The organism is Paenibacillus sp. LHD-117, assembly GCF_030929555.1.
Taxonomy (GTDB): domain Bacteria; phylum Bacillota; class Bacilli; order Paenibacillales; family Paenibacillaceae; genus Pristimantibacillus.
Genome location: NZ_JAVFVT010000008.1, coordinates 161395 through 186719 on the forward strand (window position 1 = coordinate 161395; position 25325 = coordinate 186719).

Here is a 25325-nt window from a genome sequence, read left to right on the forward strand (position 1 = left end):
ACGTGAATGCAATAACGAATGTCTATCGTCAGTCGCCGTTCTGGGCAACCTTTATTCTTATTATGTTGAAAATGGTCTTATTCCGTCAATTTAACTTCGGCACGATCCAAATAGATCGCCTCTTGGCGGACGCGGCAGCCGTACTCGTCATCCTGTGCGTGATCGAGCTTATTACGACCCGCCGATGGAAGCCTCCGGTATTCGGAGTTTTGAACGGGCTGTTGTCTCTAATCTTGTTCGCTTGCACCGTCTATTTCTCGTTCTTCGGCAGCGTGCCGACTTATTCGGCGCTGCACGGTCTTGATCAAGTCGGGCAGGTGAAAGACAGCGTCGAGTCTGCGATCAGCATAAAGTTTTTCGTTTTCTTCCTGGATCTGATCGTATTGCTCGTCGTTTCGCTTGTTACGATTAGAAGCAGCAACCGCAAGAATGGAAACAATGCCGCAGGGAAACCGCTATATGTAGGCATCGCGCTCATCGTCGCAATCGGCGCGTCGTTCCTTTATATCCGCCAGGATATGGACATTTCCAACGAGCTTGTGCAGGCGGAGCGGCTTGGCGTCCTGAACTATCAGGTGGCAACCGCCATTAACGAACGCAAAGAAAACGAAGCGATCAAAAACGGCGATCCGGATAAAACCGCCGAAGAGCTCGCCGCGCTCGTGAACGGCCAATATAACGAAGAAGCGACCGAAGCGGGAACGCCGAAGCTCTTCGGTGCGGCCAAAGGGAAAAACGTAATTGTTATCCAGTTGGAGTCGTTCCAAGACATCATGGTTGGACTCAAGGTTGACGGACAAGAAGTGACGCCCGTGCTGAACGACCTGATCGCGAACCAAAACAGCTTTTACTTCACGAATGTCTTCCAGCAGATCGGACAAGGCAATACGTCCGATGCGGAATGGAATGTAAATACGGGAATTTACCCGACCGGCACCGAAGCGATGTCCAAAGGCTATGGAGACCGCGCGGTTCCGGCGCTTCCAAGACTGCTTTCGGAAGAGGGCTACGTAACCAACACGTTCCACGTCAACGATGTGACATTCTGGGATCGCAACAAGATGTATCCGGCGCTCGGCTTTGACAAATACTATGACCGTCCTTACTTCAACGACGATAAATTCAACGCGCTTGGCGCATCCGACGAAGAGATGTACCGCGTCGGCTTTCAAGAACTTTTGAAACACCACAAAGAGGGCAAACCGTTCTACGCGCAGTTCGTCACGACATCCAGCCATCACCCGTTCTGGGTACCGGAGAAGTTCAAGCATATTGAAATTCCGGCATCGCTCGAGAAGAAGCAGCTGGGTTATTACATCGAAGCGACGAACTACACCGACTACGCGCTTGGCCTCCTGATCGAAGATTTGAAGAAAAACGATATGTGGGACGACACGATGCTCGTCGTCTACGGCGACCATTTCGGCCTGCAGACGAAAGAGAATCCGATTGAATTCGTCGAAGAGGAGCTCGGCATCAAATACGACGACCGGATCGGACGCTTCAATGTGCCTTTCCTGGTTCACGTGCCTGGCGTCAAAGGCGAATCGTCGAAGCAAGTCGGGGGCCAGGTCGACGTAATGCCGACCGTCGCCAACCTGCTCGGGCTCGATCTGAAGGGAAAAGGCGTTTCCGTATTCGGCAAGGACTTAATGAACACGACGAAGAACGTCATCGGCATGCGTTATTACCTCCCGACAGGTTCGTTCTTCAACGACGATATCATGTTCATTCCGGGTAAAGGCTTCGACGACGGCACCGCATACGATATCGAAACGATGGAGCCGGTCGCCGACTTCAGCAAGTATCGGGCGGACTATGACTACATCTTGAACTTGATGAAGCTGTCAGACGAATACGTGAAGCTGCTTCCGAAGCGATAGTGACACGGAATCGTTAGCCAACAATATGAAATCTTGTTGTCAAGCGCTTGTCCCTTGCGGATAGGCGCTTTTTTGTATACTTATTCTGCGAATCTAAACGCGGGAGCCTCTCAATCAATTTGTTCCATTGCGCAATGATGCTATTTCTGTTACAGTACATGGAATGTAAATGAATTAACGAACGTTCGTTAAGGAGGGTTACGATGAGTACGGCGATCAAGGATGCAGCGCTGAGAATGTTCACGGCTTATGGTTACGAAGGCACATCTCTGGCGCAAATCACCGACGAAATCGGTCTGAAGAAACAGTCGATCTACGCCCATTTCAAAGGGAAGGACGACTTATACCTTCAAGTGGTGCGTGAGGCGTTCCGGACGGAGCTCTTGCGGATGGAAGAGACGATTGCCTCGACCGAGTCCGTCTCGCTTCACGATAGCTTGTATCGGATTCTACGCTCGTACGTCGACAGCTACCAAGACGGAAGCAGCCTGAAGTTCTATTTGCGCACCGCCTTCTTCCCGCCGCCGCATTTGTTCGACGAAATCGACGGATATGCTTGCGAGCATATCGATAAGGTGTCGGAAATGACGAGGGGCCGGTTCCGTCAGGCGGCGGATCAGGCAGAACTGGACGAGGGCATGATCGATGTGGCGAACGAAGCGTTCGCCGCGCTGCTCGACGCAATCTGCGTGGAACTTGTGTACGGGAACGTCGAGCGGACGGAGAAGCGGCTCAAGGCGGCATGGACGGTGTATTGGAACGGCATCATGTCGCGTATCGGCTAATTCGCGGCCGAATCTACTTGCAAATTCAGTCATACGGAGGTACTACCATGTTTCACGCGAATAACTGGAGAGAGCGAACTTCCTTGTTCCTCAAAATATTATGGCCGATCATGGTCGCCCAGGTCGGTTTGTACTTGATGACATTGACCGATACGATCCTGGCGGGACAGGTCGGCACCGACGATCTCGCGGGCGTAGCGATCGGTTCCAGCTTGTGGGTGCCGATCATTACGGGGATTAACGGCATTCTGATGGCGATCTCTCCTATTGTGGCGCAGCTCGTCGGCAAAGGCAAAAGAGACGAAATCGCCAAATCGGTTACGCAGTCGCTGTACTTGTCGGTCGTGCTGGCTCTAGTCGTCGCCGGGACGGTTGCGGTCGCATTGGGGCCGATCTTGTCCGGCATGAACGTCTCGGACAATGTGGAGCATATCGCTTATCATTACGTCATAGGTCTTCTAATCGGCATTGTACCGTTGTTTGCATCGAATGCGCTGCGTTATTTCTTCGATGCCCAGGGCTATACGCGCATTTCCATGATCATTATTTTGATTGCGATACCGTTCAACGCCCTGTTTAATTACATCCTTATTTTCGGTAAATTCGGTCTGCCTGCTCTCGGCGGCATCGGTTCGGGATACGCGACGGCGATTACGTATTGGATCGTGTTTGCGATGAGCGTGTGGATGACCTTCAAGGTACAGGCGATCCGCGGCTTCCGGCTGTTCGTGCAGTGGGCCAAACCTTCTTTGAAAGCATGGAAAGAATTGATGGCGATCGGCGTGCCGATCGGAATGGCGATTTTTTTCGAGGTTAGCATTTTTTCGGTCGTCACCTTAATGATGGGCATGCAGTATTCAACCGAGACGATTGCCGCCCACCAGAGCGCGATCAGCTTTACGTCGCTCGTCTTTATGATTCCGCTTAGCATCTCGATGGCGCTGACCATCGTGGTCGGCTACTCCGTGGGAGGAAGGCGGTTCCACGCGGCTCGGCGGTATACGTTCATGGGCGTTTGGGGTTCCGTCGGCTTTCTGGCGATATGTTCGGTCTTCATGTACGTGTTCAGGGAACCCATCGCCTATATGTATACGAATGAACCGGAGGTCGCGAATCTGGCAATCCAGTTTCTTCTGGTATCGATCTTCTACCAGTTGTCGGATGCGATCCAGTCTTCGTTGCAAGGGGTGCTGCGAGGGTATAAGGACGTGCAGGTCCCGTTCATCATTACGTTCGTATCGTATTGGATCATCGGCATTCCGTCGGGGTACGTTTTGTCTACTTATACAGAGCTAGGACCGTTCGGCTACTGGATCGGAATCATTATCGGATTGACCGGATCGGCAATCGGGTTCTGGATTCGCCTGTCGACTATTCTAAGAAGCTCGACAGTCGCCAAAACAGCAGCGGTTAGCTCATGAAGAAGGAAATTGATCCGTCCCGCGCGAATGTTGAATGTGGTATGAAGCTCGGATGTACGACTGGGGAGAGCAGAGATGCCGGCAATGACGGTAGAAGAGGCGGATGCGCGAATGGACGTAACAGTGGACGTACAGGAAATCATAGATGAACATCGTCGTTACTTCGACGGCGGGGCAACGAGGGAAGCGGAATTCCGACTGCTTCAGCTTCGAAGGCTGAGGGACGGGATCATCAAACACGAGGCGGCTTTGTTCGATGCGTTGTACCGCGATTTGCGCAAAAGCGAGACCGAGTCGTACGCGACGGAAATCGGGCTCGTACTGGGCAGCATCACCTATATGCTGAAGCATCTACGCAAATGGATGAAGCCCCGTAAGGCGAAGACGCCTATGCCGCTTCTCGGAAGCAAAAGTTATACGGTTCCCGAGCCTTACGGGACGGTCTTGATCGTGGGTCCGTTTAATTATCCCGTCCAGCTGGTGTTGGAGCCACTGATCGGCGCCATCGCAGCTGGCAATTGCGCGGTCGTCAAACCTTCGGAGAGCACGCCGCATGTGTCGGCCGCCATCCGGGAGCTTATCCGCGATACGTTCGACCCGGCTTATGTAAGAGTAATCGAAGGGGACAAGGACGTGACGTCGGCGCTGATCCATGCGCCGTTCGATTATATATTTTTCACTGGGAGCACGAACGTGGGACGGATCGTCATGGAAGCCGCCGCGAGAAATCTGGTTCCCGTTACGCTCGAGCTCGGGGGCAAGAGTCCAGCGATCATCGACCATACGGCCAATCTGGAGCTGGCGGCGAAGCGGATCGTATGGGGCAAGCTGCTGAACGCGGGCCAGACCTGCATCGCGCCGGACTACCTGCTCGTTCACGATTCGGTGAAGGAGCGGTTGGTGCCGCTCTTGAAGGAGACCGTTCGACAGTTCTACGGCGAAGATCCCGCAGCGAGCGAAGATTATGGAAGAATCGTGAACGATCGGCAATTCGATCGGCTAACGGCGATTATGGAGGAGGACCGCGATCGCATCCTGTGGGGAGGCGGGCGCGACCGGAACGACTTGTATATCGCCCCGACGCTGATCGACGCGGGCAAATCATTGCATGACGGGGAAGGCAGTGCGGCAATGAGGGATGAGTTGTTCGGTCCGCTCCTTCCGGTGCTGACATTCAATGATTTGGAAGAAGCCATTCGCTTGGTTCGCGGCCGCAGCAAGCCGCTGGCGCTGTACTTGTTCACCGAGGATGCGGCGACGGAGCGTGAAGTCATGGGAAGGTTGTCGTTCGGTGGCGGCTGCGTGAACGACACGTTATCGCATATTATCAACCACCATCTGCCGTTCGGCGGCGTAGGGGCATCCGGCATCGGCGGCTACCACGGCGAACACAGCTTCGAGCTGTTCTCCCACCGGAAGAGCATCCTGAAGCGAACGACGCGCTTCGAGCCAGGTTTCTTGTTCCCCCCTTACAAGGGCAAGCTGAAGTGGGCGCGAAAAATATTAAAGTAACTTTTATTGAGGCGATACGGAACCAGTTCCGTATCGTCTTTTTTTGTGACGGCGTACCTGCAGCGCAGCTTACCTTCATGATCATAGCTTCAGCAGGCTTCAAAAACTGCTGAAATGTTGCAACGCTATCCTATAACCTTCTCTTGTTACCGCTTACAATGAAATGGAGATCGTTGGTACAAGGGGGAATAGGGATGTATGGCATACACGTACGAACATGGTTTATCGCTCTGCTGATCGCGGCATTGTTATTGCCGGCGGGCGGAGGCGGTCTCTGGAACGCGGTTCAGCAAGCGGCCGCGGCTTCGGCGGCTGTAACGACAGCGAGTGTCGAAAGCGATACAGGCGGCATTCGGCTCAGCCCGATCGCGGAGCTTGCTGATCGCCCTGACTTTATTCGCGGAGCGGATGTGTCGATGCTCCAGCAAATCGAAGCTAGCGGAGGCGCCTATTACGATGCGGATGGCGAGGAGAAGGATTTGCTCGCCATTTTGAAGGATAACGGCGTGAACTGGATTCGGCTGCGCACCTGGGTCGATCCGACGGACGCGCAAGGGCAGCCGCTCGGCGGCGGCAACAACGACACGGAGACGACGGTCAGCCTGGCGAAGCGCGCGAAGGCGCTCGGACTGAAGGTGCTGCTGGATTTCCACTACAGCGACTTCTGGACCGATCCCGGCGAGCAGGAGAAGCCGAAAGCATGGCATGACCTCAGCGGCGAACCGCTTGCGGAGGCGCTGTACGACTATACCAAAGAAGTGCTGACGGCCATGAGCGATGAGAACGCGTTGCCCGACATGGTTCAGGTCGGCAACGAAACGAACGGCGGCATGGTGTGGCCGGACGGCAAGACATGGCAGCAGACGGCCGGCGAAGAGATCGGCGGTTACGACGGTTGGGTACAGCTGATCGATGCGGGGACGGAGGCAATCCGGGAGTACGCTCCGAATGCCAAGATCGTGTTGCATCTCGCGAATGGCGGAAATAACGGCCTGTACCGCAACGTGTTTAATCAGTTGACGAATCGAGGCGTCGACTTCGACATCATCGGGTTGTCTTATTATTCCTATTGGCACGGGACGCTCGAGCAGCTGCGCGCCAACATGGACGACATTAGCAAGCAATACGGCAAGGACGTCATGGTCGTCGAAACCGCGTATGCGCGTACGTTCGATAACGGGGATAGCCACGGCAATATTTTCGGCTCGAACGAAGAAAACGTCGGAGGTTACAAGGCGACGCTGCAAGGCCAAGCATCATCGTTCCGCGATGTGATGGAGGCCGTGGCGAAGGTGCCGGACGATCGCGGCTTGGGCGCGTTCTACTGGGAGCCGGCTTGGATTCCGGTGGACGGAGCCGGGTGGAAGACGGGAGAAGGAAACGCATGGGATAACCAAGCGATGTTCGATGCAGAAGGGCTTGCGCTTCCGTCCCTGCAGGTGTTCGATCCCGACTCCGAGCTTTACAGCGAAACGGAGTTGCCGGCCGAGGTCGTCCTGGTCCGCCCTGCCGCGCTGCATGTGACGGTCGGGCAGTCTCCGACTCTTCCTGCGACCGTGAAGGTGGAATACAGCAACGACCGTATCGAGAGCAAACAGGTGACTTGGAATGCGGTGCCTGCCGATAAGCTGCAGTATCCGGGGACGTTCACGGTGGAAGGCAGCATTCCCGGCATAACTCTGAAGGCGACGGCAACGGTAACGGTGCAAGGCGCGGCCAACTACGCGGCGAATCCCGGCTTCGAGACAGGCAGCTTGTCCGGCTGGACCGTTAGCGGAGATACGGCCGCTGTCGGCGCTGAACATTCGGCCGCTCCGGCAGGCAACGCCTATAACGGCGATTATTCGCTGCATTATTGGCTCGACGAGCCGTTTGTTTTCACGGCGAAGCAGACGGTAACCAATCTTCCGGCAGGCACCTATACATTAAGCGCACGCACGCATGGAGGAGGCGGAGAGAAGAGGCTCCAGCTGTATGCGTTATGCGGCGGCGAACGCGTGACGGCCGATATCGTAAACACGGGCTGGCATGCATGGAAGCAGCCGACGATTCAAAACCTTGCGGTAGCCGAAGGCGGTTCCTGCGAGATCGGCGTCGAAGTCGACGGCAACACTGGCAGCTGGGGCAATATAGACGAAATTATGTTCTACCGCGATGCTTCCGCAATTACGCTGCAAGCGCAGTCTGCCGTCGCGCAAGGGGCAGCCTTCGAGACGGAGCTCGGCGTAGCCGGACTGGCGAGCAAAGCATACTCGCAAGACTTAACGATTCGTTATGACCATACAAGATTCCAGTTCGTAGAAGCCAAGAAAGGAAGCTACGAATCGGCACTCATCCGCGCGCAAGAAACAGAGCCGGGCACGATCCGCATCCTGAGCTCGCATCCACAGGGATTAAGCGCGCCGGGCACGACGATCCGCTTGCGCTTCGCCGCTAGGAGCGATGCGCCCGTCGGCGAGGGCATTATCGCCGTCGACGATGCGAAGCTTGGCGTCATGCCGGGCGGAGCGGTCCTATCGCCGGCCTTGCTGGATGCCGTCCAGGTCAACGTCACGACGCCTTCTCCGGTCGTGCCGCCGGACTCCGGCGATCAAGGGGGTGCCGGAGAACCGCCGATCGTGCTGCATGAGGACGGCTCGGTGAGCACCAGACTGACGACGACAGTAGCACCGCAAGGCTTCAAGGAGGCATCTGCCGAGCTGTCGGAAGAGTGGCTGAGTAAGCTGCTGAAGCAAGCGGAGGCAGGCGATTCGAGCTTGGCGCGATTATCCATCGAGCTGCCTGAAGCAGCGGGAGCCGAAGGTTATTCGTTGACGCTTCCGGCCGAAGCGCTCCAAGGCGAAGCCTTTATACAGGCGATCGAGCTCGTGACACCTCTGGGGACGATTAGGCTTCCGGCCGGCATGCTGCAGAACGCAGCGGAAGCGGCGCCTAAAGTGACCATTCACATCAAGACAACAAAACCGGGCGAGCTTGGTTTGGGCGATTCCGGACTGCAGGCGATCGGCGATCGGCCGGTGCTCGATCTATACGTAACCTCGGGAGGAGAACGCCTCGCATGGAGCGATGCGGATCAACCGGTTACCGTGACGATTCCGTACAAAGAGAACCTTTCCTCGGCATCGGCTCCCGGAACTATCGTCGTCTGGTATGTCGATGAAGAAGGCAACATTACAGCGGTTCCGAACGGAAGGTACGATGCAATAGCCGGAACGGTCACTTTCGTCACGACCCACTTCAGCCATTATGCCGTCGCGAAATTCGCTAAGACATTCCAAGATATCCTCGGGATGCCATGGGCGACTCAAGCAATCGAGACGTTGGCCGCCAGAGGCGTTATCGAAGGGCGAGGCGACGATGTATTCGATCCGAACGCTCAGGTGACGAGGGCGGAATTCACGGTCATGCTGACCCGCGCGTTAGGCTTCTCCGCCGAAGGCGGGACGGCATTTAGCGACGTAGCAGCCGACTCCTACTATGCCGCATCCGTCAAAGCAGCCGCGAAGCGGGGCATCATTCTTGGCGACGGGCAAGGCAAGTTCAAACCAAACGATTCGATTACGCGCGAAGAATTGGCCGTCATGACCGTTAGGGCGCTTTCCGCATCCGGCATACAGCTGCCGCAGGGCAGCATGGAGGCATTCGCCGATGCCGATGACGTATCGGTTTATGCGGCGGAAGCGTTAGGCAAGGCGGTGCATGCAGGGATCGTAATGGGGAAAAGCGGGCGTCTGATGCCGGCTGCTGAAGCTACAAGGGCGGAAGCAGCCGCGATCATCACAAGAATGCTCTCCCTCCAGGATCAAGAGGAGGCTGAAAAGTGATGGAATGGCAATCTGCAACCCTAACGAAACTCGCTAAAAAATCTGTTAGAGCGGCCGCGGCCCTCATCAGTGTCATGCTGCTTCTGTCGGCGGCGCATGCAGGCGCTGCGGAGGTGCCTACGAATGTGATCGCAAACGGCGGCTTCGAGAACGATCTTACCGGCTGGACGCGCAGCGACACGGCGGCGCAGACGGCATGGAGCAACACCTCGAATCCGAAAACGGGCACGTTCGCGTTTAATTGGTGGCATAACGCGGGCTTCAGCGTAACGGTATCGCAGACCGTAACCGGCCTGCCGGAAGGCAAATATTCGTTGAGCGGCTACTCGCAAGGCGGAGGCGGAGAATCCGTATCCCGCCTATTCGCGGAGACGGACGGCGCGAAACAAACGGCGGACTTCCGCAATATCGGTTATCTGCAGTGGATCGAAACGACGATCCCTGCCATCAACGTGACCTCCGGCACCGTTACGGTAGGCTTCGAGATTACCGGCTCGGCCGGTAACTGGGGATCCATCGACGATTTTACGCTGATCCGGGTAGGGGATATCGACGCGGAGCCTGCTGCGATCGTCTCGATTCTGCCCGTAACCGCCGAAACGTTAATCCACGATGAGCCGCAGCTGCCAACTGTCGTAACCGCCGTGTATAGCGACGGGAATCGTGCTCAGCTCCCGGTCGAATGGGATGCCGCCGATCCTGGGCAATATGACGCGATCGGCAGCTTCGTCATCGAAGGAACGGTGGAAGGAGATACGGAGCTGCGCGCGCAGGCGACGATTGGGGTCCAGTACCGGAATTTTGATGTCAATCAAGATTCGTTCATCGATGCGGGAGACCTTGCCGTCATCTCTTACTACATGGGCGTCTCGCCTCACAGCCTTGACGAGGCGGCGGGCGCAGCCGACCTCAACAACGACGGAAGCCTTACGGTCGACGATTTAACGCTTTTGACGGATGAGCTGCTAGCGCAGGAATAACCGCATAAGAGCTGCATCGAGTACATGAAATGCTGCCGCGATGCTTCGCACCGCCCTTCCGAGGGGCGGTGCTTCGGCATTTTTTGCGCGAAAGTCCAGGCGTTTGTCCAATCCGCGCAACTCCATTACAATGACAGAAAGACAATGGGCCATGTCAGCAGGCCGACAAGCGCAGGGGGCGAAAGCGGATGCCGAAGTTTAATTTGTTCAAAAAAATGATGGCCCTCATTCTCGTCATGTTAATTCCCATTATGGGATTGTACGTCTATTCGAACCAGACGAGCACGGAGGTGCTGAGGGAAGAGCTGCATCAATCGAGCCGGGACCAGCTGCGTTTCTTCCAGCATCAAGTCGACACGACGATTCAATCGATCAGCTTATGGCCGAATCTGCTGCTTCACGATCCCGATATTTCGGAACTGAAGGATATTTTCGAGAAAAAAAGCCCGTATCTCGATCTGGACACAATGATGCTGATCAAACGGATTCAGCAGAAGCTGAGCATTCAGCAGAACTCGCTGAACTGGATCAGCAAGCTGATGATTTATTCGCCTACGTTGGAGCGCGTCATTACGGCCAGCGGCGTGTACGATTACAATCACGCCGATTTGAAGAAGAGGCTGCAGCAAGGCTGGCAGGTCCGCACGGTGAAAGGGGCGGACGGCGAGGCGACGCATTATTTTTCGCTGATTACGGTATCGCCGTTCTCGTCCTTCCACAAGCCGGAGGCCGCCAACCTCATAATCGAGGTGGAGTTCGACAGCGGCAACATAAGGCGGATGCTCGATACGTTCCGGGGCGACGGGGAGCGCAATCCTTTTTATTACAAGGAAGAAACGGGCATCATCTTTAATAGCGTTTCGGATGAATCGTTCGCGGAAGCGTTGACGGAGAAGCTGCGTTTCGACGCGGAATCGGATGATACGAGCACGCCCGACTACCAGATCATCGACCTCGATGGGGAATCCTTCTTGGTGAACGCGGAGCGATCCAGCACGACGGGGTGGATGCTGGTCGATTATTTGCCGCTGTCGGACGTGCTTATGCCGATCAAAAAATCGAATCTGCTGTTCTATACCTCCGCGGCCGCGCTGTTGATCATGAGTTTGCTCGTCGTATATTTGATCTACGCGCAGGTACAGGTGCCGATCAAGCAGCTGGTCACGAGCTTCCGGAAGCTGAAGAACGAGGATTATTCCGTCCGTCTGAAGCCGAAGGGGGATACCGAGTTCAGCTTCCTATTCACTCGATTCAACGCGATGGCGGCGCAGATTCAAGATTTGTTCGGACGCGTCTATCTCGAGAAAATCCATGTGAAGGAAGCGAGGCTGAAGCAGCTGCAATCGCAGATTAACCCGCATTTCTTCTACAATTGTTTCTCGTTTATTTCCAGCATGGCGAAGCTGCAGAATTACCCGGCTATTATTGCCATGACGCAGAATCTATCCGATTATTACAGATACACGACCCGGCAGGAGCGGGAGTTCGTGGCGCTGTCGGAGGAGCTCGAGCTGGTCGGCAATTATTTGGATATCCAGCAAATGAGGATGAAACGGCTTAGCTACGAGGTCTATCTGCCGCCATGGCTAAGGCAGCAGCGGATCCCTCCGCTCGTCATCCAGCCGCTGGTGGAAAATGCGGTGCTCCACGGCATCGAACCGCATCTGGATGCCGGCAGAATCGTCATACGGGCGGAAGAGCGGGACGGAGGATTCGCGATTACCGTCGACGACGACGGGCAAGGAATCGTCGACGCGGACATGCTAGAGCTGCAGATGAAGCTGGCGCGGCCGATGGACGAAGAGATGGGCTGCGGACTTTGGAACGTGCACCAACGTCTTCATATCCGGTACGGACCCCATGCCGGACTGGCGTTCTCGCGATCGCCGCTCGGCGGTCTGCGCGTCACGCTGACCTGGAGCGCCCATTCCGAAGGGGACTTCGATAAGAATGCTTTAACAGATATAGGGAATGGACAGGAGGAATAGGCATGATCGAAGTTTTGTTGGTGGATGACGAGTCGTATGTTACGGAGAGCCTGGCCATGACGATTCCGTGGCAGGAGCTTGGCGTCATGAATGTCTATCAAGCCGCTTCTCCGAGCGAGGCGCTGGCTGTTATGGAGGAACAAGCGATCGACATCTTGGTGACGGATATCCGGATGCCGGAGATGAGCGGACTGCAGCTGATCGAGCAAGTGCGGGAGCACTGGCCGAACATTCGCTGCATGCTGCTGACGGGACATTCCGACTTCGAATACGCGAAAAAAGCGATTCAGCTTCAGGCCGTCGATTATTTGCTCAAGCCGGTGAACGATAACGCTTTTATCCAGAGCATGACCTCGATTATCGAGGCGCTGAAGGAAGAGTGGGAGAAAGCGGACAAATACCATCAGCTTGTCTATACAATGAAGTCGGACCATAACGTTCTGCGGCAAAATTTGCTCGGCGAGCTGCTGCTTGGCAAACAGCTGTCGGATGTTTCCATCAAGGAGAAGCTCGTCCAATACGAGGTGAAGGTGCAGCTTGAGGATTCCGCCATGTTAATGGCAGTTCAGCTTGGCCGCTATTTTACGGGAATGGACGATAGCTCCGTCGCGCTCATGGAATATGCCATCGGCAATATTGCCGAGGAAATTTTCGCGCAGCCTTATCGCGTCTGGCATGGCAAAGCGCCGCATGAAGGCCTCGCGATCGTCGTGACCGCGCCGTCCGGCGTGGATTCCTCGGTATTCCGCAAGGAACGGATTCGCGAGCTGGCTCAGCAGTTCCAGCAGCAGGTCGGCGCCTACTTGAAGGGCGACATCGCACTCGTTCTCTCGGGATGGTTCACCTTCCCGAAGGAGCTGGCGAGCGCCTATCGAAGCGTTCTGTCAGCTGCGTATCGGACCCGTCAAGGCGACGCTTCGCTGCTGTTCCTGGAGGAGCTTCAGGAGCGGGCGCAGACGGGCGTGAAAGCCATCGAAGAGCTGTATAAGCCGCCCACGCTGATCCATCTGCTGGAGTCCGGCCAATGGGGAGCGACGCGGGAAAAGCTTGGAGCGTTATTCGGAAGCCTGGACGGGACGGTCGTCTCCAAGGAGCAGCTGTACGAGGTATTCCTGTCGATTACGAACGCCTTCCTCTACGTCGCTCACAAACAAGGGACGGATATCTATAAGCTCGATCCTGCCGGCATGGATGTTCTGCTCGACCGCAGTCTGATCAGCTCCTCCGAGAAGCTGCAGGCTTGGTCGGACGGGATATTGGAGAAGCTGGAGGCGGAGCTGAGAGAGAACGACAGCTATAATAAAAAACATGTCATCAAGCAGGTGCAAGAAATCGTCATGAGCGATCTCGGCGCGGAAACGTCGGTCAAGACGATCGCCGACAAAGTATTCCTGCATCCCGTGTACCTGTCGAAAATCTATAAGAGCGAAACGGGAGAGAGTCTCGGCGATTACATTATCCGGATGAGGATGGAGCGGGCGGTCTATTTGCTCAAGTCATCCAACAAAAAGATTTACGAAATCACGACCGAGCTGGGTTATCAGAACCCGCAATACTTCAGCAAGATTTTCCGGAAGTATTACGGCATGACGCCCAACGAATACCGCGACCAATAAACCGATTTTGATCACGAAATTTTATCAGGTAGCACCGCGACCAATAGAGGAGGTTCAAGAGACTCGACACTGATTAAGAGCTTTTGTCATTCTAAAGGAACTCAGTGCTCTTATCATGCGATTATGAGCTCATACGGATATCTAACGGAAATAAGAGCCCTTATTCTGTTGAAAATGGCGTTTTTCAGGCTGAGAAACTTAAATAGGAGCGCATACTTCCGTTAGATATTCAAATCGAACAAAATGAGCCGAATAGCGGCAGCTGCTTCCGTTAGCATTCAAGAACAACCACAATGGCAATGCTATAGTGCTGAAAGCCGAGCCTCTTGAACGCCTGCTCAACAACACCTTGTCAAAGGTGCAGAAATGTTCGATAAGTGTCATAGGCTTACCCCCGGGGGCGTCCCTATAATGAAGATGTAAACCAAATCATCCGTAAGGGGGAAACACCATGAAAGCCTTTTCAAGCAAAGGAACGCTGATTGCGATGAGCTTCATCCTGACCGCGACGCTGATGTCGGCATGCGGTAAGGATAATAACAGCAACGCGGGAGAAAATACGGGCAACGCGGGCAACGGGGGCACAGCGACAGAAACGCCGGCCGAGAACGCGTACAAAGACAAATACGATCCGCCTGTGACGATTACGACAGTATGGGGCATCGATCCTGAGCTGAAATTCAAGAACGGCGAGTCGATCGAAAACAACGTCGCGACCGCTTGGGCGAAAGACACGCTCGGCATCGACATCAAATCGCTTTGGTCCGTCACGGACTCGAACAACGCATTCGCGACAAAGATGCGCCTGGCGCTGACGTCCGGCGAACAAATCCCGGATGTCGTGACGATCGGCGACGCGCAGCTTGCGCAAGACCTGATCGACTCCGGCCTGTTCCGCGAAGCCGGATCCCTGTTCGATCAATACGCGAGCGAGACTTGGAAAAACGCGATGGCGATCGACGAGAACGTTTGGAACCCATATACGCGCGGCGGCGAGCGGATGGGCATTCCGGTTCTCGACTATGCCTACAACCACGATTACCTGCTTTGGATCCGCCAAGACTGGCTGGATAAGCTCGGTCTGCAAGCTCCGAAAACGATGGAAGAACTTGAAGCTGTCATGGACAAATTCAAAAACGCGAATCCGGACGGCCTGAAGCCGGATCAAGTAACGCCGCTGAGCATCGGCTTCAAAAACAAGATGAGCACGTGGATGGGCGACCCATCCTGGATCTTCGGCGCTTATGGCACCCTTCCCGAGCAATGGAATGTCGGCGCCGACGGCAAGCTGGAGTACGGCTCCGTGAACCCTGGCATGAAGCAAGGCCTGGAGACGCTCAAGGGCTGGCTGGAGAAAGGTTACATTCCGCAAGAAACGGCGCTATGGGACGAGAACAAAACGGCTGAGCCTGCAGTTGCCGGCACGGCGGGCATTATCCCCGGCCCTTACTGGATGAGCGGCTGGCCGCTGTCCGACACGGCGAAGAACGTAGAAGGCGCCGTATGGAAGCCTTACGCGATCCCGACGGGACCGGACGGCAAGGCAATGCGCCACGGTACGCATTTTACGAACGGCGTAACGTTGATCAGCAAAGACATGAAAAACCCTGAAGCTTTGTTCACGTACCAAAACTACATGTTCGAGAACTACGCGGATCCGAAGCCGGGAAGCGTGTTCGACAACGGCCTATTCAAAAATTACGACTACGACATCGCAGAAGACGGAAAGCTGCTGCGCTGGGAAGAAATCCCTGGCGGCTACGTCAACTCCATTCGTTATCTGCTCGTTCGCGACGGCGCTCGTATTCCCGATGCGCAGATGAAGGCGCTCATGAACCTTGCCGACGGCAAAGAAGCGACGACTCGCCTCGAGAAAGAAGTGCAGACCGCATACGGACTCGAGACGGCTGGAGCGGCCAAAGTATTGCTGTCGCAAGAGGGCATATCGTTTAAGAACATGTTCACGGGTCCTCCTACGGAGACAATGTCTTCGAAAAACGATTACCTGAAGAAGCTCGAACTGCAAACGTTCAACGAAATCATCTACGGCAAGAAACCGCTCGAAGCGTTCGACCAATTCGTCTCCGACTGGAAAGCGGGCGGCGGCGACAAAATGTCCGAAGAAGTCAACGCATGGTATGATTCGGTGAAATAAATTATGGAAGTAAGGCGGTCCCGCAGGGGATCGCCTTATTTCTTCTTATGCCGAAAAAAAACGAATGAGGCCGAGAGCCGCGAAAGCAAACTGAATCGAGCCGGAGCCGATTACCGTAATCTCGCTTCGCGCGACGCCGAGTTTAGGCGCGACGAGTACGGAGACGAGGGATACGGCCTTCATCACGGCGGCTAGATTTAGCTTCAATATAGCACAGCTTCACCGTAGAGGGACGAATAAATATTAATAAGTTCTTCAGAAATTCGATGACCGGTTGTTCAGAATTTCCCATTATAATGAATGAAAGAAAGACGGGCTGTCGGAGGGGGTGAAGGACATGGAGCAGCGCGTGGTGCTCGTGGTCGACGACGATAAGGAAATACGCGACGCGATCGAGATTTATTTGAAGCATGAAGGCTTGTCCGTCTTGCAAGCCAAGGACGGCCTCGAAGCGCTGGAGAAGCTGGAGTCCGGCCCGGTGCATCTGGTCGTCCTGGATGTCATGATGCCTAAGCTTGACGGCATAACGGCAACGTTCAAAATCAGGGAGCAGCGCAATCTGCCAATTCTAATGTTAAGCGCCAAGAGCGAGAACAGCGATAAAATTCTCGGACTGCACGTGGGCGCGGACGATTACATGACGAAGCCGTTCGATCCGATGGAACTTGTCGCCCGGGTGAAATCGCTGCTCAGAAGATATGTCAGCTTCGGCTCCTATGAAGGCGGGAAGAGGACCGTTCGCATACGGGACCTGTCGCTGGATCAGGACGCCAAGGAGGTAGCGGTGAGCGGCGAAACCGTGAAGCTGACGCCGATCGAGTACAAAATCGTGGAGCTGCTGACGACGAACGCGGGGCGAGTGTTCTCGATTCAGGACATTTACGAGCGCGTATGGAAGGAACCGGGCTACAACGCCGAGAACACGGTGGCCGTTCATATTCGCAAAATCCGGGAAAAAATCGAAATCGATCCGAAAAACCCAAGATATTTGAAAGTGGTGTGGGGCATTGGATACAAAATGGAAAAATAAGACGGTCATTGTTGTTTATTCGCTCTTGATGGTTATCGGTCTGAGCGGTCCGGTAACGCTGATCAATCAAGGGGATCGTTACCAGCATCGCGATTATTACGAGTCCGCGGAGTTCCGCTATCAGCTCGATCAGTTCGCTTCTTTCTTGAATTTGTTCGAGCTCAACGCCTTCTCCCGGGAGAAGGCCAAATCCTCGATAAAGGTGAACGAGAACGAAATCGCGAATTACCGCTATCAATCAGGCTCTCTTACGGACCAGATGAACGCGATCCGCGAAGAATACGAACCGCTTATTCAGGAGGCGATTGCCGGTGGCAGCGGCGAGACAGCCGATTCTTACAGAGCCATAAGGGACCGCAAGATCGACGATCTCGCGAAGCTCTGGCAAGATGACGAACGAATCGCCGAACGAATCCGCGAACAGAAAGCGGATTGGATAGACGTCTATTTCAGTCAGAGGGAGGTCTATCGCTCCGATTTCGTCAGCCTTCGCAATCAGTTCGACTATTATTTCTATAACGCGGACACGGGCGATATCCATACGGACATCAACCTGCGGGATGAACAAGCCGCTCGCGACGTGTTGAATAGCGGCAATTACGCTTTCGCCACGAACTATACGATAGCCGGCTCCGGCTCGCCGTTCGTCTACATCGAAGGGTACGAGCTGCTGGCCGATGCCTATGTTCCTTATCAGGGATGGCTCGCGGTGACGAAGAGCAGTCAACTGCAGGCGGCAGCGGAGCGGTACATGCTGGAGCAACGGGTTCTGTACGCTTACGCCCTGGCAGGAGGCATCCTGTTCGCCGCCTGCGTGATTCGCTTCAAACGATGGATGCCCCTGGTCGCCAATTCAAGCGGGTGGGCGACTTATGCTCGCAAGCTTCCGATCGACGCCAAGCTGCTGTTCCTTCTTGGTACGGCAGGGCTGACCGTCAGCATGCTGGATCTCTTGGCGGGCACTTACTCGGCGTTATTCGATTGGCCCTTGGCTTACATAGGCAAGGTAGTCGTTTCGGTTATCATCGCGGCATTCGGCTTGGCGGCAACATTAGCGCAGGGCAAGCTGCTCGTTCGCGAATGGCGGAGCTGGAACGACGTCAGGGAAGAGTGGTCCCGTTCCATGTCGAGCCGCGCCGCGGCGCGCATGAGAGCCTGCTGCCTGCGAACGCTCGGTCAACTGCAAGCTTCGTTTCTGTACAAAAGCGCGGGGTCGCGGCTACTCCTATCCGTCATCGCTTTTACCGGATTCGGATTTACGGGAGGATGGGCGGTATTCGCGTCCGACTACTACGGCGACGCCTTTTATTTGGTGTTCGCGCTAATTGCGGCGCTTATGGCCGTTGCGGTGTTCCTCCTACTGACCCGTCAGCTCGGTTACTTGAATCGGATCACCCGAACGGCCGAAGAGCTGGCTGCCGGCCGTACGCCGGATGCCGTTCCCCGGTCGGGAAGCGGCGTGCTCGCCGAGCTTGCGGGCCATTTCAACGCGTTGAGGCAAGGCGTTCGGACGCTTCAGAACGAGCAAACGAGAAGCGAGAGGCTGAAGACGGAGCTGATTACGAATGTCAGCCACGATCTGCGGACGCCGCTTACTTCGATCATTACGTATGCGGGGCTTCTGAAGTCGGAGGAGGCTACCCTGGAGGAGCGGGTCGCCTACGTCGAGATTATCGATCAGAAGTCGAAGCGGCTGAAGACGATGATTGACGATTTGTTCGAAGTGTCGACGATGACGAGCGGCAACGCCAAGCTGCAGCTGGAACGAACGGATCTCGTCCAGCTGATGCAGCAGGCGCTCGCCGAGCACAAAGAAGCCATGGACGGCTCGGACATCCAATTCCGGATCTCGCTGCCGGAGGGACCGGTCTTTGCCGTCGCTGACGGACAGAAGCTATGGCGCGTATTCGACAACCTCATCGGGAACATGCTCAAATATTCGCTGGCTCAATCCCGCGCCTACATCGTGTTCTCGCTGTCCGAGCGCTGCGAGGCGGTGATGGTGTTCAAGAACGTCTCGAAGTACGAAATCAATGAGCATGCCGATGAACTGTTCGAGCGCTTCAAACGTGGGGATACATCGCGCCATACGGAAGGCTCGGGCCTGGGACTCGCGATTGCCAAGTCGATCGTCGATCTGCACGAAGGACGTCTGACGCTAGAGACCGACGGCGATTTGTTCAAGGCGACCGTCATCTTGCAGACGGATCATCTTCAGAAGCGCATGAATGCGAGCTAAGAAAAAGAAAGTCGTACAAAAAGAAGACTTCCAGATCCTAATTGGAGGGATGTCTTCATGCTTCCTTGTTGCGCATGTTCGCGGCCTCCTTGTTGTCGGAATAGATGGCTTGGACAGCCGGTTGTTGGAACGGTAACCATATTCCCATTAATACCTCCATCTTACCGGATGGGGGTTTATTTATTTGATCGAAATGCACGCGATTTCTGGAGAATTAGTATGAGTTTTTCCGGTTGTTAGGTGCGATACTGCCGAAATCGGAGAAATTAGATGCGGAAAGAAGAGTCGAGTTGCGCCACTCTATTAAGATCGATATGGAACCAAGATCAGCTAGTCGGCAGCGGAAGCCGGTTCGCGCATTTAGCAAACTGGTTGCAAACGTGCCATGAATATTGGTTTTGTGCGCTGTCGGCGCGCACGCGGCCCCCTGTATAATTTTCGTATAGCAAAATTCAAGGGTTCAAGGGGGCAAGGGGAATGAGAGGGTTCGCACGAAGCTGGCAGTTTCATCTAATGGTATTGCCGTCTCTTCTTTTTCTGATCGTATTCAATTATTTGCCGATGGGCGGCATTGTCATGTCATTCCAGGATTTCAAGCCGTGGCTCGGCTTCTCGGGGTCCGAGTGGATCGGACTCGATAATTTCCGGATGCTGTTCGAGAGGGAAGACAGCGTGCAGGTCATCTGGAACACGTTTATCATCGCGGCGCTGAAGATCGTCTTTAACTTGGTCGCGCCGTTTGTTTTCGCAATCTTGCTGAACGAGATCCGCAAAGCGTTCCTCAGCCGGACGATCCAGACGCTGGTCTATCTGCCTCACTTCCTGTCGTGGGTCATTCTGGGCGGCATCTTGGTCAACATCTTGTCGACGGACGGCGGGCTGGTCAACCGAATGCTGGTATCGGTATTCGGCGTCGATCCGGTCTTCTTCCTCGGCGAAGGGAACTGGTTCCGCTTCACGGTAATCGTATCCGAGGTATGGAAGGAATTCGGCTACGGCACGATCGTGTTCCTGGCGGCGCTCGCGAACATCAATCCTTCGTTGTACGAAGCCGCGGAGGTGGACGGCGCGACCCGCTGGAAGCAAACGCTACACATTACGATCCCGGCGCTTATCCCGATGGCCATCGTCGTCGGCACGCTGTCGCTAGGCAATATCCTGAACGCGGGCTTCGACCAAATTTTCAACCTGTACAACCCGCTTGTGTACGAGAAAGGCGACATTATCGATACCTTCGTCTACCGCACGGCCATTATGGAAGGGAAGTTCGGCTTCGCGACTGCGGTGGGACTGTTCAAGTCCGTCGTCAGCATGGTGCTGATCGTCATTTCCTACAGGCTTGCCTATAAGCTCGCCAACTACCGGATTTTCTAGGGAACAGTGAAAATTAGGATTCAGGAAAGTGACTGGAGGGCAAGGGAATGGCTTCAGGGCGAGTTTTTTGACTGCCTTGTCACCGAGACTATGTAATGAAAACAAGGCAGTCAAAACGTGTAGAGCTTCGAAGCCATCCCTTGCCCGCAAGGAACGCTGAATCATGCGCTTCAGCCATTAATGAACGGAGGAACTTTCATGTATCACAAAACGGTGCCTTATCGCATCTTCAATATCGCCAACAGCGTCTTCCTGCTCGTGCTCGGCTTGCTCTGCGTGCTGCCGCTGTTCCACGTGCTGGCCGTCTCGTTCAGCGCGAAGTCGGCGGCGGACGCCAATCTGGTTAATTTGTGGCCAGTCGACTTCACGACGGTCGCCTACGAGAAAACGATCAACAATCCCGTGTTCCTGAGTTCGCTCTGGATCGCGGTGAAACGGACGGCGATCGGCACGGTCGCGACGCTGCTGCTCGCTTGCCTTGCGGCGTACCCGCTGTCCAAGGAAAACTCGGCGTTCAAAGGCCGCAACATTTACGCGTGGATTTTCGTCTTCACGATGATTTTTAACGGCGGACTCGTTCCGTTCTATATGGTCATTCAGAACCTCGGACTCATGAACAACTTCTGGGTGCTCATCCTGCCCGGCGCGGTGAACGTCTGGCTGACGATCCTGCTGCTGAACTTCTTCCGCGGCGTGCCGAAGGAGCTCGAAGAGGCGGCTCTCATCGACGGGGCGGGACACTTCCGCACGCTTTGGAGCGTGTACTTGCCGGTATCGCTGCCGGCGCTCGCCACGCTTGGACTATTCAGCATGGTGTTCCACTGGAACTCGTGGTTCGACGGCTTGCTTTATTTGAACAACAAAGAAGATTACCCGCTGGCTACGTTCCTTCAGACGGTCATCGTGACGAGAGACATGAGCTCGATGAGCTTTAACCCGAAAGAGCTGGAACTGCTGTCGCAGAAGACGGTGAACGCGGCGCAAATTTTCCTGGGCGCGCTGCCGGTGCTGATCGTATATCCGTTCCTGCAGAAGTTTTTCGTGAAGGGACTTGTAATGGGATCCGTGAAAGAGTAGCGCTTAACGATCGCAACCTTAGAGATTTGGAGGGTTTATCATTGCACAAAACTAGAGCGTTCGAATACGGCATGGACGTTTCGTTCATCGACGAGGTCGAGAGCGAAGGCGGACGATATTTCGAAAATGGCAACGAGGCGGATGTCCTCGCCATTATGAAGCGGAGCGGCGCGAATGCCGCCCGCTTGCGCATTTGGAACGAGCCGGCCGGTAGTTACTGCAATCTGGAGCGGACGCTTGAGCTCGGAAGGCGAATCAAGGAGCAAGGAATGTCGTTCCTGCTCGACTTCCATTATTCCGACCGCTGGGCGGATCCCGCCAACCAATGGAAGCCGAAGGCGTGGGAGTCGTTAAGCTTCGAAGATCTGGCCGACGCGGTAAGGAGCTACACCTACAGCGTATTGAACGCCTTGCGCGCGTACGGCGCGGCCCCGGACATGGTGCAGATCGGCAACGAAGTCACGCCGGGGATGCTGTGGAACGATGGCAAGGTTGACGGGGAATACGATACTGACGGACAGTGGGAGAAATTTGCGGCATTGCTCAAGGCCGGCATCGACGGCGCGAAGGCGGCGCTCCCCGATGTCGCGATCATGATCCATATCGACCGCGGCGGAGACAACGCGGCGAGCGTAAAATTTTATGACCGGTTGGCGATGCATGGGGTGGCATACGATGTGATCGGCTTGTCCTATTACAGCTGGTGGCATGGGACGCTATCGGACTTGGAGAGCAACTTGGCCGATTTGGCCGTGCGGTACGGCAAACCGATCAACGTCGTGGAGACCGCCTATCCGTGGACGCTGGGCAAGCCGGAGGGCATGCCGGTCATCGTGGAGAAGGAAGAGCAGCTTCATGGAGGATTTCCGGCTAGCCCGGAAGGACAAGCCGCTTACCTTCGCGAATTGATACGTATCGTGAAGTCCGTGCCGAATGGTCTCGGAGCGGGATTTTATTGGTGGGAGCCCGCCTGGATTCCGTCCAAGATGGAATGGTCGGTCGGACATCCGAACAATTGGTCGAACCTGACTTTATTCGATTTTCAAGGAAACAAGATGCCTGGACTGGACATACTGGGGGAGGAATCATCTTCATGAGCAAAAAATACCCGCCGATCAGCGGCAAGCTGCCCGTGTTCATGCACGGCGCCGATTACAATCCGGATCAATGGCTGGATTCGCCGGAAGTGCTGGAGGAAGATATACGGCTGATGAAGCTGGCGCATTGCAACGTGATGGCTGTCGGCATCTTCGCATGGTCGGCAATCGAGCCTGAGGAAGGAAGGTTCGAATTCGGATGGCTGGACGCGGTGCTGGACCGCTTCGCGGCGAACGGCATTTATGCCTGGCTGGCAACGCCGAGCGGCGCGCGCCCGGCATGGATGTCGGAAACCTATCCCGAGGTGCTGCGCGTCGGCGGGAATCGCGTTCGCAATCTTCATGGCGCTCGCCATAACCACTGCTTCACGTCGCCGGTCTACCGCGAGAAGGTCGCGATCATGAACCGCAAGCTGGCGGAACGTTACGCGAACCATCCGGCCATCATCGGTTGGCATATTTCGAACGAATACGGCGGAGAGTGCCACTGCGACTATTGCCAGGACGCCTTCCGCGGCTGGCTTCAGCGCAAATACGGCAGCATGGAAGCTTTGAATAAGGCATGGTGGGCAACGTTCTGGAGCCACACTTATACGAGCTGGTCGCAGGTGGAATCGCCGTCGCCGCAAGGAGAGAACGGCGTCCACGGCATGAATCTGGATTGGAAGCGGTTCGTGACCGACCAGACCGTCGATTTCTGCAAGGCGGAGATCGCGCCGCTAAGAGAGTACAATAAGGAGCTTCCCGTAACGGCGAATATGATGGATCTGTTCGAGGGGCTCGATTACTGGAAGTTTGCCGATGTGCTCGACGTCATCTCTTGGGATGCGTATCCGACTTGGCATGAGCACGGGGACGATGGGAAGCTGGCGGCATGGTTCTCCATGAACCACGACATCTTCCGTTCGCTGAAAGGCGGGCAGCCGTTTATGCTGATGGAGAGCACGCCGAGCCTGACGAATTGGCAAGGCGTCAGCAAGCTGAAGCGGCCTGGCATGCATAAGTTGTCTTCGCTGCAAGCGGTCGCGCACGGCTCGGATACGGTGCAGTACTTTCAGTGGCGCAAGAGCCGCGGCTCCAGTGAGAAGTTCCACGGCGCGGTCGTGGATCATGTCGGGCACGAGCATACGCGCGTCTTCCGCGACGTCGCCGAGTTGGGCGAGACGCTTGGCAAGCTCAGCGACGTCATCGGGACAAGCGTGCCAGCCGAAGCTGCAGTCATCTTCGATTGGGAGAACCGCTGGGCGGTGAAGGACGCGCAGGGGCCTCGCAACATGGGCATCCATTACGAGGAGACCGTGCTGCAGCATTACCGCGCCCTATGGGAGCAAGGCGTGCCGGTCGACGTGGTGTCGATGGACGCGGATTTCTCGAAGTACAAGCTTGTCGTCGCTCCGATGCTTTACATGGTGCGCCCGGGCGTGGGCGAACGCATCGAGGCGTTCGTCTCGAACGGCGGCACGTTCGTAGGCACATATTGGTCCGGCGTCGTCGACGAAAACGATCTCTGTTACCTCGGCGGATTCCCGGGGCCGCTGCGCAAGACGCTCGGCATCTGGGCGGAGGAAGCGGAAGGGCTGTACAACCACGACCGCAACGGCATCTCGCTTGTTGAAGGTAACGCACTGGGCATGAGCGGAACGTTCGAGTCGCATGAGCTGTGCGAACTCGTTCATCTGGAAGGCGCGGAGGCGCTCGGCGCCTACACGGACGACTTCTACGCGGGACGTCCGGCGCTGACCGTGAACAAGCTGGGCGACGGCCGCGCGTATTACTTGGCGACACGGGCGCGCGAACCGTTCTACGACGCGTTCTATGGCGCGATCGTTGCGGAAGCGGGCGTGGCGCGGGTGGTGGAAGCCGAGCTCCCGGCCGGCGTGACGGCACAGCTCCGCACCGACGGCGAGCGCGACTACGTTTTCCTGCTTAACTTCAGCGGTCGCGAGCAAGCCGTTACGCTTGACGGGCGTGACTATTCGGATGCGGTGACGGGAGAGAAAGTTGACGACACCATAACAATCGCAACCAATGGGGTTAAGGTGTTGAGGAGGACGCGAGGGGAATAAGGAGCGTCCCATTCCATCTCGTCTCGAGCTGATAGTACAGCTTGCTGCATAATGAAGAGGTTTTCGTATTGTACTTTCACGCTTTTCCTCATACGTCTTCTCGTGTGAAGGAAAGTAAAGTATAATCGAACTTGTCATCAATATATGGTTTCAGCGTGAAGTACACGCCGTTTATCTCTCACCGGGATAAGCGGCGTTTTTTTTATTCCAAAGCAATATACACCCGCCTACCGGGTTTCACTTGGGCAGTTGCTGAATAGAATGTAACATACGAGACG

General features: G+C 55.5%; 16 protein-coding genes. 15 read left to right on the forward strand and 1 reads right to left on the reverse strand.

Annotated features, from left to right (window positions below):
- Positions 1–2: 2 nt before the first annotated feature.
- The 9 genes from RB620_RS08525 to RB620_RS08565 all read left to right on the forward strand — a co-directional run bounded on the left by RB620_RS08525 (position 3) and on the right by RB620_RS08565 (position 16164).
- Positions 3–1883, forward strand: coding sequence for an LTA synthase family protein (locus tag RB620_RS08525; RefSeq protein ID WP_308093469.1), 1881 nt, complete (start codon positions 3–5; stop codon positions 1881–1883).
- 203 nt (positions 1884–2086) lie between these two features.
- Positions 2087–2668 (forward strand): TetR/AcrR family transcriptional regulator, encoded by a 582-nt coding sequence (locus RB620_RS08530; RefSeq protein WP_308093471.1) that lies wholly within the window; start codon positions 2087–2089, stop codon positions 2666–2668.
- 47 nt (positions 2669–2715) lie between these two features.
- Positions 2716–4089: an MATE family efflux transporter gene (locus tag RB620_RS08535; RefSeq protein WP_308093473.1), complete on the forward strand. Its 1374-nt coding sequence runs from the start codon at positions 2716–2718 to the stop codon at positions 4087–4089.
- Between the two features lie 75 nt (positions 4090–4164).
- Positions 4165–5601 carry an aldehyde dehydrogenase gene (locus tag RB620_RS08540; RefSeq protein WP_374121382.1) on the forward strand — a complete coding sequence of 479 codons (1437 nt, stop codon included), beginning with the start codon at positions 4165–4167 and terminating at the stop codon, positions 5599–5601.
- 194 nt (positions 5602–5795) lie between these two features.
- Complete coding sequence (locus RB620_RS08545) at positions 5796–9425, forward strand: glycosyl hydrolase 53 family protein (protein WP_308093474.1); 3630 nt, start codon at positions 5796–5798, stop codon at positions 9423–9425.
- A complete protein-coding gene (locus RB620_RS08550) occupies positions 9425–10405 on the forward strand; it encodes an Ig-like domain-containing protein (RefSeq protein WP_308093475.1) in 981 nt (326 codons plus the stop codon). Before RB620_RS08545 ends, RB620_RS08550 begins: the two co-directional genes overlap by 1 nt.
- A 188-nt stretch (positions 10406–10593) precedes the next feature.
- Positions 10594–12393: a sensor histidine kinase gene (locus RB620_RS08555; RefSeq protein WP_308093476.1), complete on the forward strand. Its 1800-nt coding sequence runs from the start codon at positions 10594–10596 to the stop codon at positions 12391–12393.
- Between the two features lie 2 nt (positions 12394–12395).
- Positions 12396–14009 (forward strand): response regulator transcription factor, encoded by a 1614-nt coding sequence (locus RB620_RS08560; RefSeq protein WP_308093477.1) that lies wholly within the window; start codon positions 12396–12398, stop codon positions 14007–14009.
- Between the two features lie 451 nt (positions 14010–14460).
- A complete protein-coding gene (locus RB620_RS08565) occupies positions 14461–16164 on the forward strand; it encodes a type 2 periplasmic-binding domain-containing protein (protein ID WP_308093478.1) in 1704 nt (567 codons plus the stop codon).
- A 45-nt stretch (positions 16165–16209) separates the two neighbouring features.
- Here RB620_RS08565 and RB620_RS08570 read toward each other — a convergent pair whose 3' ends face one another.
- Positions 16210–16371: a hypothetical protein gene (locus RB620_RS08570; protein WP_308093480.1), complete on the reverse strand. Its 162-nt coding sequence runs from the start codon at positions 16369–16371 to the stop codon at positions 16210–16212.
- A 130-nt stretch (positions 16372–16501) separates the two neighbouring features.
- Here RB620_RS08570 and RB620_RS08575 point away from each other — a divergent pair, with 130 nt between their 5' ends.
- From RB620_RS08575 to RB620_RS08600, 6 genes are all read left to right on the forward strand, one after another.
- The gene (locus tag RB620_RS08575; protein WP_308093481.1) at positions 16502–17194 is read left to right on the forward strand and encodes a response regulator transcription factor; all 693 of its coding nucleotides are present in this window, start codon (positions 16502–16504) and stop codon (positions 17192–17194) included.
- A complete protein-coding gene (locus RB620_RS08580) occupies positions 17172–19433 on the forward strand; it encodes a sensor histidine kinase (protein ID WP_308093483.1) in 2262 nt (753 codons plus the stop codon). The genes RB620_RS08575 and RB620_RS08580 overlap by 23 nt, the downstream gene beginning before the upstream one ends.
- A 477-nt stretch (positions 19434–19910) precedes the next feature.
- Complete coding sequence (locus RB620_RS08585; protein ID WP_308093484.1) at positions 19911–20807, forward strand: ABC transporter permease; 897 nt, start codon at positions 19911–19913, stop codon at positions 20805–20807.
- 198 nt (positions 20808–21005) lie between these two features.
- The gene (locus tag RB620_RS08590) at positions 21006–21884 is read left to right on the forward strand and encodes a carbohydrate ABC transporter permease (protein ID WP_308093485.1); all 879 of its coding nucleotides are present in this window, start codon (positions 21006–21008) and stop codon (positions 21882–21884) included.
- A gap of 41 nt (positions 21885–21925) precedes the next feature.
- Entirely contained in the window at positions 21926–22981 is a 1056-nt protein-coding gene (locus RB620_RS08595) for a glycoside hydrolase family 53 protein (protein ID WP_308093486.1), read from the forward strand.
- Positions 22978–25047 (forward strand): beta-galactosidase, encoded by a 2070-nt coding sequence (locus RB620_RS08600; RefSeq protein ID WP_308093487.1) that lies wholly within the window; start codon positions 22978–22980, stop codon positions 25045–25047. Before RB620_RS08595 ends, RB620_RS08600 begins: the two co-directional genes overlap by 4 nt.
- The last annotated feature ends 278 nt before the right edge of the window (positions 25048–25325 follow it).